Annotated in this window: 11 protein-coding genes; 6 read left to right on the forward strand and 5 right to left on the reverse strand. The window is 72.8% G+C overall.

Going from position 1 to position 12,013, the window contains the following annotated elements:
- Nucleotides 1-22: 22 nt before the first annotated feature.
- Nucleotides 23-1,288: an MFS transporter gene (locus CRP56_RS15525; RefSeq protein WP_097264386.1), complete on the forward strand. Its 1,266-nt coding sequence runs from the start codon at nucleotides 23-25 to the stop codon at nucleotides 1,286-1,288.
- 73 nt (nucleotides 1,289-1,361) lie between these two features.
- Here the strand turns inward: CRP56_RS15525 and CRP56_RS15530 are convergent, their stop codons facing one another.
- Nucleotides 1,362-1,925 (reverse strand): RBBP9/YdeN family alpha/beta hydrolase, encoded by a 564-nt coding sequence (locus CRP56_RS15530; protein ID WP_097264389.1) that lies wholly within the window; start codon nucleotides 1,923-1,925, stop codon nucleotides 1,362-1,364.
- 51 nt (nucleotides 1,926-1,976) lie between these two features.
- On the opposite strand from CRP56_RS15530, the gene CRP56_RS15535 reads away from it, so the two are divergent.
- A complete protein-coding gene (locus tag CRP56_RS15535) occupies nucleotides 1,977-2,918 on the forward strand; it encodes a LysR family transcriptional regulator (protein WP_097264392.1) in 942 nt (313 codons plus the stop codon).
- A 64-nt stretch (nucleotides 2,919-2,982) separates the two neighbouring features.
- Here CRP56_RS15535 and CRP56_RS15540 read toward each other — a convergent pair whose 3' ends face one another.
- From CRP56_RS15540 to CRP56_RS15550, 3 genes are read right to left on the reverse strand one after another with little or no spacing between them, the layout of a single operon-like run.
- Nucleotides 2,983-3,618 carry a GNAT family N-acetyltransferase gene (locus CRP56_RS15540; RefSeq protein ID WP_097264394.1) on the reverse strand — a complete coding sequence of 212 codons (636 nt, stop codon included), beginning with the start codon at nucleotides 3,616-3,618 and terminating at the stop codon, nucleotides 2,983-2,985.
- Nucleotides 3,615-4,856 (reverse strand): 3-phosphoshikimate 1-carboxyvinyltransferase, encoded by a 1,242-nt coding sequence (aroA, locus tag CRP56_RS15545; RefSeq protein WP_097264396.1) that lies wholly within the window; start codon nucleotides 4,854-4,856, stop codon nucleotides 3,615-3,617. The genes CRP56_RS15540 and aroA overlap by 4 nt, the downstream gene beginning before the upstream one ends.
- A 4-nt stretch (nucleotides 4,857-4,860) precedes the next feature.
- A complete protein-coding gene (locus CRP56_RS15550; RefSeq protein ID WP_097264399.1) occupies nucleotides 4,861-5,820 on the reverse strand; it encodes an EamA family transporter in 960 nt (319 codons plus the stop codon).
- Between the two features lie 90 nt (nucleotides 5,821-5,910).
- Here CRP56_RS15550 and CRP56_RS15555 point away from each other — a divergent pair, with 90 nt between their 5' ends.
- The 4 genes from CRP56_RS15555 (at nucleotide 5,911) to CRP56_RS15570 (ending at nucleotide 11,525) form a co-directional block, all read left to right on the forward strand.
- Nucleotides 5,911-6,828, forward strand: coding sequence for a LysR family transcriptional regulator (locus CRP56_RS15555; protein ID WP_097264401.1), 918 nt, complete (start codon nucleotides 5,911-5,913; stop codon nucleotides 6,826-6,828).
- A gap of 589 nt (nucleotides 6,829-7,417) precedes the next feature.
- Nucleotides 7,418-9,223, forward strand: coding sequence for a glycoside hydrolase family 3 protein (locus CRP56_RS15560; protein WP_097264403.1), 1,806 nt, complete (start codon nucleotides 7,418-7,420; stop codon nucleotides 9,221-9,223).
- Nucleotides 9,224-9,338: 115 nt separating this feature from the next.
- Nucleotides 9,339-9,974, forward strand: a complete 636-nt coding sequence (locus tag CRP56_RS15565) for a hypothetical protein (protein WP_097264405.1) — start codon at nucleotides 9,339-9,341, stop codon at nucleotides 9,972-9,974.
- A gap of 117 nt (nucleotides 9,975-10,091) precedes the next feature.
- The gene (locus CRP56_RS15570; protein WP_097264407.1) at nucleotides 10,092-11,525 is read left to right on the forward strand and encodes a S28 family serine protease; all 1,434 of its coding nucleotides are present in this window, start codon (nucleotides 10,092-10,094) and stop codon (nucleotides 11,523-11,525) included.
- Nucleotides 11,526-11,574: 49 nt separating this feature from the next.
- On the opposite strand, the gene CRP56_RS15575 is transcribed toward CRP56_RS15570, so the two are convergent.
- Nucleotides 11,575-11,979, reverse strand: a complete 405-nt coding sequence (locus CRP56_RS15575; RefSeq protein WP_097264409.1) for a hypothetical protein — start codon at nucleotides 11,977-11,979, stop codon at nucleotides 11,575-11,577.
- Between the last annotated feature and the right edge of the window lie 34 nt (nucleotides 11,980-12,013).

Below are 12,013 nucleotides of genomic sequence, written 5' to 3' on the forward strand. Positions count from 1 at the left end.
CCGTGCCCACGCTCCCGCTCTCATGAGCCTGTCCGACGCGCTGCTCGACGTACGGCCCCTGCGCACCTCCCCCGTCTTCCGGCGGCTGCTGTTCGGGCGCACGGTTTCCGTGCTCGGCAGCTTCATGACCATGGTCACCGTCCTGTACCAGGTGTGGGACATGACCCACAGCGCCTTCTGGAGCGGCGCGGTCGGGGTCGCGCAGGCGGTGCCGATGGTCGGCGTCAGCCTGTTCGCGGGCGCGTGGGCCGACCGCGTCGACCGCCGCCGGCTGTACCTCACCGGCACCGTCGGCTCGGCGGTGTGCTCCGCGCTGCTGGCCGTGCAGGGCTTCGCCGGGCACGCGCCGGTGGCCGTCGTCCTCGTCCTGGTCGCCGTCCAGACGTCGTTCGCCGCGCTCGGCGCCCCCGCGGCCGGGGTGTTCGTGCCGCGGCTGCTGCCCAAGGACCAGGTGGCCGCCGGCCTCGCCCTCCAGCAGGTCAGCGGCCAGGCGATGATGCTCGTCGGCCCCGCCGTCGCCGGTGTCGTGCTCGGCTGGTGGGGGATCGGCGTCTGCTACCTCCTGGACACCCTGAGCTTCGCCCTGTCCTTCTACGGCGCCTACGGCCTGCCCGCGCTGCCGCCCGAGGGCACCAAGTCCCGCCCCGGCATCCACGGGGTGCTGGACGGACTGCGCTTCCTGGTCGGCCACCGGGTGGTGCGCGGCGCCCTGATCACCGACCTGGCGGCCACCCTCCTGTCCATGCCGACCAGCCTCTTCCCGCTGGTCAACGAGGAACGCTTCGGCGGCGACCCCCGCACCCTCGGGCTGTTCCTGTCCGCGCTGGCCGTCGGCGGAGTCGCGGCCACCGCCTTCTCCGGCCCGGTGACCCGGCTGGCCCGCCCGGGCCCGGTGATGCTGTGCGCGTCCGCGGGCTGGGGCGTCGGCCTCTTCCTCTTCGGACTGACGACCAGCGCCTGGCTGGGCCTCGGTCTGCTCACGCTGGCCGGTGCGGCGGACGCCCTCGCCGTGCTCTCCCGGACGACCATCGTCCAGACCCGCACCCCCGACGCCCTGCTGGGCCGGGTCACGGCGGCCGAGACGATCGTCGGCCAGGCGGGCCCCCACCTCGGCAACCTGCGCGGCGGGCTGGTCGCGGGCTGGAGCTCCGGGGCGACCGCGCTGATCGCCGGCGGGCTGATGTGCCTGGCGGCGGTGACGACGGTCGGCATCACCACGCCGGAGCTGCGCACGGCCGGTGCCACCGCAGCCGGGGAGCCCCCGGCACCCGCACCTTCGGGACCCTGAACTCGGCCACCGCGCCCACCGGACCCTGAACTCGGCCACCGCACCTACCGAACCCTGAACCCAGCCTCCACGCCTACCGGACCCTGAACTCCGCCCCCTGATCCAGGCACCACTCCAGCACCGACGGCCAGGAGCCGTACCCGGCGTCCAGGTCCAGGTGGGCGGCGCCGGGGAGGAGTCGGGTGGGGATGCCCAGCGGATCGCCGTAGGCGGCCCGCGCGCCGCCCGGGCAGTACGGGTCGTCGTCGCCCGCCACCAGCAGCGTCGGCCCGGGGAGGGTGAAGTCCAGGGGCGGCGCGGTGAATTCGGCGACCTCGGGATACCGGGCCAGGACCGGGGCGGACGGCGGCGCCACCAGCAGCACCCGCTCCACGTCCCCGACCCCGGGCATCCCCCGTGCCACCGCGTGCAGCCACAGCACGGCGGAGGCGCTGTGCGCGACCACGACGTCCGGCCCCGCCGCGAGATACCGGGCCAGCTCGGTCAGCCACACCTCCAGCGAGGGGTCGTCCGGGTCGGGCAGCTGCGGGTAGGTGACCTGGTGGCCGCGCTCGGTGAGGCGGTCGGCGAGCCAGTGCTGCCAGTGGTCGGCGGGTCGGTGGTTCTGCCAGCCGTGGAGGATGAGGTAGGCGGTCATGACACTGATCGTTTCCGATCCCCTCTCCCCCGGTCCAGTTAATCTTTCTCGATGGAACAGGTAAGCGAGACCTTCACCGTCGATCTGCGCCGCCTGACCGTCCTGCGGGAACTCCAGCGCCGGGGCAGTCTCGCCCGTACCGCCGAGGCCCTCCATCTCACCCCCTCCGCCGTCTCCCAGCAGATCGCCGCGCTGGCCCGGGAGGTGGGCACGCCCCTCACCGAACGGGACGGCCGGGGCGTACGGCTCACCGGCCAGGCCCGGGTCCTGCTGGCGCACGCCGATCTGATCGCCGCCCAACTGGAGCGTGCCCGCGCCGACTTGGCGGCGTACGGGGAGGGCGGGCGCGGCTCGGTGACGGTCGGCTGCTTCTCCAGCGGCATCCTGGGGCTGCTGCCGGGGGCCTTGCGGGCGCTGGGGGCGCGGCTGCCGCACGTCCGTGTGGACGTCGTCGAGTCCGAGCCGCCGGATCTGTTCACCGCGCTGGACGGCGGGCAGGTGGACCTCGCGGTGGCGGTGGACTTCGCCGCGGGGCCGCCGCACACCGACCGCCGCTACAGCCGTATCGACCTGCTCACCGACGTGATGGACCTGGTGGTGCCGGAAGGTCACCGGCTGGCGGGGCGGGACGAGGACGTCGCCTTGCGGGAGCTGGCCGCCGACGCCTGGATCGTGGGCCATCCGCGCAGCTGTGTGGGGGCGGTGGCGCGTTCGGTGTGCGCGACGGCCGGCTTCACGCCCGACATCCGGCACGCCGTGAACGACTGGGCGGCGGTGGCGGCGCTCGTCGAGGCGGGGGCCGGGGTGGCGCTGATCCCGCGCCTGGTACGGCCGTTGTACGACGGCCGACGGCTCGCGGTGCTGCGGACCGAGGGCGTGCCGCCGTCCAGGAACGTGTTCGCGGCGGTGCGGACGGGATCGGAGGACGACCCGGTGCTGGCCGCCGTACGGGAGGAACTGCGGCGCGCGGCGGAGGAGTTGACCGGTCGGTGACTGGGCGGGCTCAACTCGACCGGCGGATTCATCTCGACCGGCGGATTCATCTCGACCGGCGGGCTCAGCTCGCCCGGCGGGCCGCGAACCGTGCCACCCGCGCCTCCAGCGTCGGCCGGATCTGCGGCCATTCCTCCGCCGTCACGGAGAAGATCGCGGAGTCGCGCAGCCGGCCGTCCTCGCCCGGCGCCCAGGAGCGCGACCAGTTGCGCAGGACGCCCTCGAAGCGGGCGCCGACGCTCGCGATCGCCGCGTGGGAACGGGCGTTGCGGGCATCGGTCTTGAGGTCGACGCGGGAGACGTCCCACTCCTCGAAGGCGTGCCGGAACAGGAGGTACTTGGACTCGGCGTTCACGCCGGTGCCCTGCGCGGATCTCGCCAGCCAGCTGAAGCCGATCTCGATGGCGTCGAGGCGGTCCGGCGACCGCCAGCTGCGCGGCTCCCAGTAGGAGGTGGTGCCGACGACCTGCCCGGTCGCCGTCGAGATCTGGGCGTACGGAGCGAGCTTGCCGTCCGCGGCCCGAGCGAGCTGGGCGTCGATGTACCCGGCGACCTCGTGGGCGCGTGGCACCCAGGTGAACTCGAAGGTGTCGCGGTCCTCCTCGGCCGCCGCGGCGAGACCGGGCGCGTGCCGGTGCTCCAGCGGTTCCAGGCGCACCAGTTCGCCCTCCAGGAGCGGCCCCGCCAGCTTGAAACTCAATGCCCGATGTCCCTTCGCAGTGCGGCGAACGCCTCGTGGAAACCGGGGAAAGTCTTCCGCACGCACCCGGGGTCGTCGAACGAAATACCGGGCACCCGCAGGCCGGTGACCGCGAAGGACATCACGATGCGGTGGTCGCCGTACGACTTGATCTCTGCGCCCATGCCCTCGGTACCAGGCCGGATCTCGATCCAGTCGGGCCCGACCGCCACCTCCACCCCCAGCCGCCGCAGGTTCTCCGCGCAGGCCTCCAGGCGGTCGCACTCCTTGACCCGGGTGTTCGCCACGTCCTCGATCCGGACCGGGCCGTCGGCGAAGGGGGCGAGGGCCGCGAGGGTCGGCATGGTGTCCGAGATGTCCCGCATGTTGACGGTGAGGCCGCGCAGTCGGCCGGTGCCGCGGACGGTCGTGCCGTCCGGCGTCACCGCCACGTCGGCGCCCATCCGGCGCAGGACGTCCACGAAGCCGAGGTCCCCCTGGAGGGCGCCCGTCCCGAGGCCGGGGACGGTGACCTCGGCGCCGGGGGTGACGGCCGCTGCCGCGAAGAAGTAACTGGCGGTGGAGGCGTCCGGCTCGATCGCGTACGTGGTGGCCCGGTAGCCGCCCGGCGGGACGACGAAGACGTTCCCCTCCCGGGCGGCCTCGACGCCGAACGCCCGCATCATCGCGATCGTGATCTCCACGTACGGCACGGAGACCAGGTCGGTCACGCGGATCCGCAGCCCGCGCCGGGTCAGCGGACCCAGCAGCAGCAGTGCCGTCAGGTACTGGGACGACTGACCGGCGTCCAGCACCACCTCGCCGCCCTCGACGCCGGACGCCCGGACGGTCAGCGGATGATGGCCCTCGACCTCCTCGTGGCGCAGGTCCACGCCCAGGTCGCGCAGGGCGCGCGAGAGCGGCAGCAGGGGGCGGCGGCGCATCTGGGCGGAGGCGTCGAAGCGGTAGGTGCCGTGGCCGGCCGCGGCCAGCGTCGGCAGGAAGCGCGCGGTCGTCGCGCCGTCCCGGCAGTAGACGTCCGCCTCCGCCACCGCGGGCCCCTCGGGCCGACCGTCGACCTGCCAGCTGTCCGGCGTCCTCCCGACGCGGTACCCGAGCCGGGTCAGCCCCTCGGCGAACCCCTCCGTGTCGTCGGAACGGAGGGGCCGTACGAGGGTCGTGACACCATCGGCCGCCGCCGCCAGGAACAGGGCGCGGGCGGTGATGGACTTGGAACCGGGGATGGCGACTGCGGGCATGCCGTCATGATCGGACGCGGACGGTTTCCGGCGCCGGGGCGTCCAGGGGGTGGACCGCGGGCCCGGCCTCGGGGTCCACCGCCGAAGAGGGCCCTGGATCGGGCGTGGCCCGGCGCAGGTTCACCGACGCCAGTCCCACCCCGCCCACCAGCAGCGCCGCCGCGCACCAGCGCAGCCCGCTCACGCCCTCCCCCAGGAACAGGGCCGCCGAGGACATGCCGAAGACCGGGACCAGGAGGGAGAAGGGGGCGACCGTGGAGGCCGGGTGGCGGCGCAGCAGCCAGCCCCAGGCCCCGAAGCCGAAGACCGTCGTGACCCAGGCGACGTAGACGACCGTGCCGGCGCCCTGCCGGTCGAGGGCCCGCAGCGCGTCGTAGTCCCGGGCGGGGCCCTCGGTCAGGAGGGAGAGGGCGAGGAGGGGCAGGACCGGGACCGTGCTCACCCACACCATGAAGTTCAGCGCGTCCGGGGGTGCCGCCTTGCGGGTGAGGACGTTGGAGGCGCCCCAGCAGGCCGCCGCCGCGACGCACAGGGCGAAGGCGCCGAGGGGGCCGGACGTGCCCTCGTCGACGGCGGCGACACCGATGCCCGCCAGCGCCACCGCCATGCCCAGCGCCCGTGTCCCGGACGGCCGTTCACCCAGGACCGCGAACGCGATCACCGCCGTGAACACCGCCTGGATCTGGAGCACCAGGGAGGACAGTCCGGCCGGCATCCCCGCGTCCATCGCGACGAACAGCAGGCCGAACTTGGCGACGCCCAGGACCAGTCCGACGGCGATGATCCACTTCCAGGCAACTTTCGGGCGGCCCACGAAGAAGACGGCCGGCAGGGCCGCCGCCAGGAAGCGCAGGGCGGAGAAGAGCAGTGGCGGGAAGTGGTCGAGGCCGATCTCGATGACGGTGAAGTTCACGCCCCAGACGGCGGCGACGAGGACGGCGAGGGCGATGTGGGCGGGACGCATGCGTCGAGGATCACCCGCGGCGATCGTGTAGCACCAGCGATGATTGCTGCATGGTTGGATGAAGCGTCGCTAACGAATGGGAGCTTGGAGATGCTCGATCTGCAACGCCTCCGCGCCCTGCACGCCGTCTCCGTCCACGGCACCGTCGGCGCGGCCGCCGCCGCGCTCGGCTACACCCCCTCGGCCGTGTCCCAGCAGATCGCCAAGCTGGAGCGGGAGACCCGGACCGTGCTGCTGGAGCGGGAGGGCCGCGGGGTACGGCTCACCGCTGAGGCGCTGCAACTCGTCGACACCGCCGAGGAGTTGCTCGCCATCGTCGAGCGCGCCGAGACCGGTATCGAGCAGCGGCGCAACACCCCGGCGGGGCGGCTGACGGTGGCCGCGTTCGCGTCGGCGGCGCGCGGGCTGCTGCCGGGCGTGCTCGCCGACCTCGCCCGAAGGCACCCCGCCCTCGACGTGCGGCTCTCCGAGATCGACCCGCATCTGTCGGTGGGGCTGGTGGCGCGGGGCGCGCTGGACATGGCCGTCGTGCACGACTGGGACATCTCGCCGCTGCCGGTGCCGCCCGGGGTGGAGCAGGCGGTGATCGGCGAGGACCGGTGCACGCTGCTCGTGCCCGAGGGGCACCCCTTCGCCGGGCGGGGGACGGTGCGGCGCGCGGACCTCGGCGGGGAGCGGTGGGTGTGCCAGCCGCCGGGCCGGGTCTGCCACGACTGGCTGGTACGCACCCTGCGGGGCGCCGGGCACGAGCCGGAGATCATCCACCAGGCCGACGAGAACCCCACCCTCGTCGCGCTCGTCGCCGCCGGACTCGGCATCTGCCTGATCCCCCGCCTCGGCCGCGGCCCGCTGCCGGCCGGCGTCGCCGAGGTCGACCTCGACCCCACCCCGGTACGACGGCTGTACGCCCTGTGGCGCACGGGCGCGGCGGGCCGCCCGTCGATCACGGAGACCGTGCGCACCCTCCAGAACCACTGGCCCAAGGTCTCGGCCACCCCGCCCCGTTGAGCAAGCCAGGCCGCCCCGGCGACCCCGTCGAGCGAGCCAGACCGACCCGGCCACCCCGTCGAGCCGACCAGGCCGACCACCCACCCCAGCACGCCGACCCGACCGCCCCACCGGCCCCGGTGAACCGGCCCACGACCCCACTGGGCCGACCCCGCCGACCCACTCACCCCACGGGGCCGACCCACCCATCCCATTTGAGCCACCCCGTCGACCCCGCTGAGCGCCCCAACCACCCCACCGCCCCCACCGATCCGCCCCATCCGCCCCGCCCGCCCCTCACCCCCCGACTTCCGGGAATCGGGCCCTACCGGGGAACCCCACCCCCTCCCCGCTCGTCCAACCCGCGAGCTGTCGGAGAGTCACCGCGGTGCGGTGTCGGCCTCGCTGCTGGCTGCGAACGCTGACCCACCCTCTCCTCCGTACCGCGGCCGGCAGCACGCCGCCATCGGCGCGCCCCCCTCCAACAGCGCCGATGGCGGCCCCTCCATGACGTACGGTGCGCGCACTCCCTTGACTGGCAGAAACTTCCCGGATACCTCTGTCTGCACGGAAGTTTCCTTCAGCGGATCACCTCCGGAAGGAGCGCACGTTGCCCTCCAGACCCTCCAGCCCGTCCAGACGTACCGTCCTCGCCACCGGCGCGGGCGTCACCGCGGCCCTGGCGTTCGGCACCGACGCCCGGGCCGCCGGCCTCGACGACAAGAAGCTCCGTTCCCTCATCTCCCGTATGACCCTTGAGGAGAAGGTCGGCCAGCTCTTCGTGATGCGGGTCTACGGCCACTCCGCCACCGCCCCCGACCAGGCCGACGTCGACGCCAACCTCAAGGAGATCGGCGTCCGCAGCGCCGCCGAGCTGATCGCCAAGTACCGCGTGGGCGGCATCATCTACTTCACCTGGGCGCACAACACCCGCGACCCGCACCAGATCGCCGACCTCTCCAACGGCATCCAGCAGGCGTCCCTCAGCCGGCCGCGCGGCCTGCCCGTCCTCATCTCCACCGACCAGGAGCACGGCATCGTCTGCCGGGTCGGCGAGCCCGCCACGCTCTTCCCGGGCGCGATGGCCGTCGGCGCGGGCGGCTCACGCAAGGACGCCCTCGCCCTCGGCCGGATCGCGGGGCAGGAGCTGCGGGCCCTCGGCATCCGGCAGAACTACTCCCCCGTCGCCGACGTCAACGTCAACCCCGCCAACCCGGTCATCGGCGTCCGCTCCTTCGGCGCCGACCCGCACGCGGTGGCCGGCCTCGTCGCCGCCGAGGTCAGCGGATACCAGCACGGCCGTCAGGTCGCCGCCACCGCCAAGCACTTCCCCGGACACGGCGACACCGCCGTCGACAGCCACTACGGCTTCCCGGTCATCACCCACACCCGCGAGCAGTGGGAGGAGCTGGACGCCCCGCCGTTCCGGGCCGCGATCGCCGCCGGCATCGACTCGATCATGACCGCGCACCTCATGGTCCCGGCCCTCGACGACTCCGGCGACCCGGCGACCCTGTCCCGCCCGATCCTGAACGGCATCCTGCGCGAGGAGTTCGGCTACGAGGGGGTGATCGTCACCGACTCCCTCGGCATGGAGGGCGTCCGCACGAAGTACGGCGACGACCGCGTCCCCGTGCTCGCCCTGAAGGCCGGGGTGGACCAGCTCCTCAACCCGCCGAATCTGGACGTCGCCTGGAACGCCGTGCTGAACGCCGTGCGGGGCGGCGAGCTGACCGAGGCGCGGCTCGACGAGTCGATCCTGCGGGTGCTGCGGCTGAAGGCGAAACTGGGGCTGTTCGAGAAGCCGTACGTCAGCCAGGCCGGTGTCACCCGTACCGTCGGCGCCCCCGCCCACCTCGCGGCGGCCGACCGCGTCGCCGAGCGGACGACGACCCTGCTGGTCAACAAGGGCGGCCTGCTGCCCCTGTCCCCGCGGGGGCTCCTGGTGTGCGGCGCCGATCCGGCCTCCCCGTCCGGCACCACCGGCCCGCCCACCGGGGTCCTCGCGACCGCGTTCACCGAGCTCGGCTTCACGGCGACCGCCCTGTCGACGGGCACCGCACCCTCCGCCGCCACCGTCGCCAAGGCGGTCGCGGCGGCGCGGGACGCGGACGCGGTCGTCGTGGGGACGTACAACCTGAACGCCGCGCAGAAGACGCTGGTCGAGCAGTTGCTGGCGACGGGGAAGCCGGTGGTGGCGATCGCGATCCGCAACCCGTACGACGTGGCCCAGCTGCCCGGCGTCCCGGCCTACGTGGCGGCGTACTCCTGGACCGACGTCGAACTGCGGGCCGCCGCGCGGGTGATCGCGGGCGCGGTGGCGCCGCGCGGGAAGCTGCCGGTGCCGGTGCAGAAGGCCGACGATCCGGCACAGGTGCTGTATCCGATCGGCCACGGGCTCTCGTATCCGACGTAGGGCGCGTACGCCACACACCCGGTGCACACCCGTCAAAGGGCGCAAAGCACCCCGCACGGCTGGCGTGTCCCCGCCACGGCGGGTCACGCTGGTCCCGGGGGTCCGGGGGGATGCGATGCGCGAGAAATGGTCGGCGGGGGCGGTGTCCGCCCTGCTCGCCGTGGTGCTCGCGGCCCTGCTGACCGCCTGCCAGAGCACGCCGGACAGTGGCACCGAGAGCGACGGCCACATCAGCAACGAGGTGACGCCGACCCGGCCCTCCGGGTACGGGACGGTGTTCCTCGACGTCGACGAGTGCAGCTCCTTCGGCACCACCAGCTTCACCGAGGTGCCCTGCACCAGTGAGCGGGCGGCGGCGCGGGTCGTGGCGCGCTTCGACGGCACCGCCGCCGACGGCCCGCTGTGCCCCGGCACCACCGACTTCGTGCTGCACATCAGCGAACAGGCCTCGTCCTCCGACGAGGACGGCGACGGGGCGGTCCCGCAGGGCTACGCCTGTATGCGCAACCTCTCCGCCCCGCACCCCGGCGACCCGGGCGGCGGAGGCGGGCCGCGCACCATCGTCGGGGACTGCGTCTACAGCTCCGGCGACGGACAGGTCCGCGAGACCGCGTGCGACGGAAAAGGCGAGAAGAGGCCGGAGTTCAAGGTGACCAAGGCGGTCACCAAACGCAGCCGGTGCCCGCTGTCCACGGCGCTGTACGTCCAGCTCGGCGGCGAGGAACCGGTCGGCTGCGCCCGCCCGGTCTGAGCGCACGGCCCGCCCGGCTTGAGGGCACGAGCGCCGCCTTTTCCCGATCTCCCCTGGTGCGCACGGGAGTTGCTCCGATAGCTTCCGCTCGCACAGCTGTCTCACAGGGGAGCATGTATGCGCAAGGCGCTCAGATGGCTGCTGGCGCTCATGGTGTTCATAGGCACACTGAGCACGGCAGGGGCGGCCACCGCCGCCGAGCCGGAGACCCCGGCCGCCGGCACCGACATCAAGGAACAGTTGCTGTCCATACCGGGCATGAGCCTGATCGAGGAGAAGCCCTACACCGGCTACCGCTATTTCGTCCTGAACTACACCCAGCCGGTGGACCACCGGCACCCGTCCAAGGGCACGTTCCAGCAGCGGATCACCGTGCTGCACAAGGACGTCAGCCGGCCGACGGTCTTCTTCACCGGCGGCTACAACGTGTCCACGACACCCCGCCGCAGTGAGCCGACCCAGATCGTGGACGGCAACCAGGTCTCCCTGGAGTACCGCTTCTTCACGCCGTCCCGGCCCGACCCGGCCGACTGGAGCAAGCTGGACATCTGGCAGGCGGCCAGCGACCAGCACCGTGTCTTCAAGGCGCTGAAGAAGATCTACACCAAGAACTGGCTCGCCACCGGCGGCTCGAAGGGCGGCATGACCGCCACCTACTACGAGCGCTTCTACCCCAAGGACATGGACGGCGTGGTGGCGTACGTGGCCCCCAACGACGTCGTCAACGACGAGGACTCGGCCTACGACCGCTTCTTCGCCTCCGTCGGCACCAAGGAGTGCCGCGACCGGCTGAACGCGGTGCAGCGCGAGGCGCTGGTGCGCCGGGAGTCCCTGGAGAAGAAGTACGCGGCCTACGCGGCGGCGGAGGGCTACACGTTCACCACCGTCGGCAGCCTCGACAAGGCGTACGAGGCGGTCGTCCTCGACTACGTGTGGGGCTTCTGGCAGTACAGCCTGCTGGCCGACTGCGCCGACGACGAGCTGATCCCGCCGGACGCGAAGACCGCGACGGACGACCAGATCTGGAACTCGATCGACACGATCTCCGGGTTCTCCTTCTACACCGACCAGGGCCTGGAGCCGTACACGCCGTACTACTACCAGGCGGCCACCCAGCTCGGCGCCCCCACCATCCACTTCCCGTACATCGAGAAGAAGTACGTCCGCTACGGCTACCAGCCGCCGCGCAACTTCGTCCCGCGTGACATCCCGACGAAGTTCCAGCCGTACGCGATGCGGGACGTCGACACCTGGATCCGGCACCACGCCCGGCACATGCTCTACGTCTACGGCCAGAACGACCCGTGGGGCGGCGAGCGGTTCCGGGTGGACAAGGGCGCGAAGGACTCCTACGTCTTCACGGCCCCCGGCATGAACCACGGCGCGAACGTGGCCGGTCTGGTCGCCGACCAGAAGGCCTTCGCGACGGCCCGCATCCTCGACTGGGCGGGTCTGCCGGCCACCACGGTCGCGGCAGCGAAGCCGCTCGCGTCGTTCGACAAGAAGCTGGACGTGCGGGACGTGGAGCGCGAGCCCACGCTCCGCCCGTAGCACCGGCATCCGGCTCCGGTGCGTCCCGCGCCGGAGCCGGGTGGGTCTCTCAGTACCGCTTCCAGCTGCTGGACTCGTACTTCCCCCGGCCCACCTGGCCCTTGATCCACACCTTGCGGGTGCCGGCGTACGTCTTCACCGGCCCGGCGTGGTGCGTGTACTCGTCCTTGTCCACGACGGCCCCGAAGCCGCGCGCCTGGATGCTCACCATCATGATGCGCTTGCCGCCGCCGGTGCTCTTCGGGAACGTCATGGCGCAGAGCCAGCCACCGTCCTTGTAGAGCCGGACGGAGCCGGTGGAGAAGGTGAACGTGCGGATCTTCCGGCCCTCGCAGGAGTCCGCCGACGCGGCCTGCGCCTGACCCGGCACCGCGATCGCGAGCAGCCCGGAAGCGGTCAGCGCGGCGAGCACGGCCGCGGCACGCCGCCGTATCGCACCAGTCCCTCGGTCCACTGTGGTCCCTCCCGTACCCCGGCGATGAGCGTAC

Origin of the sequence: Streptomyces sp. TLI_55, assembly GCF_900206255.1 — a bacterium.
GTDB lineage: Bacteria > Actinomycetota > Actinomycetes > Streptomycetales > Streptomycetaceae > Streptomyces > Streptomyces aquilus.

Excerpts from the sequence above, each read along its gene's own strand:
- CRP56_RS15535 (WP_097264392.1), top strand. The coding sequence starts at position 1,977 with ATGGAACAGGTAAGCGAGACCTTCACCGTCGATCTGCGCCGCCTGACC.
- CRP56_RS15570 (WP_097264407.1), top strand. The coding sequence starts at position 10,092 with ATGCGCAAGGCGCTCAGATGGCTGCTGGCGCTCATGGTGTTCATAGGC.
- CRP56_RS15565 (WP_097264405.1), top strand. The coding sequence starts at position 9,339 with ATGCGCGAGAAATGGTCGGCGGGGGCGGTGTCCGCCCTGCTCGCCGTG.
- CRP56_RS15525 (WP_097264386.1), top strand. The coding sequence starts at position 23 with ATGAGCCTGTCCGACGCGCTGCTCGACGTACGGCCCCTGCGCACCTCC.
- CRP56_RS15555 (WP_097264401.1), top strand. The coding sequence starts at position 5,911 with ATGCTCGATCTGCAACGCCTCCGCGCCCTGCACGCCGTCTCCGTCCAC.
- CRP56_RS15550 (WP_097264399.1), bottom strand. The coding sequence starts at position 5,820 with ATGCGTCCCGCCCACATCGCCCTCGCCGTCCTCGTCGCCGCCGTCTGG.
- aroA (WP_097264396.1), bottom strand. The coding sequence starts at position 4,856 with ATGCCCGCAGTCGCCATCCCCGGTTCCAAGTCCATCACCGCCCGCGCC.
- CRP56_RS15530 (WP_097264389.1), bottom strand. The coding sequence starts at position 1,925 with ATGACCGCCTACCTCATCCTCCACGGCTGGCAGAACCACCGACCCGCC.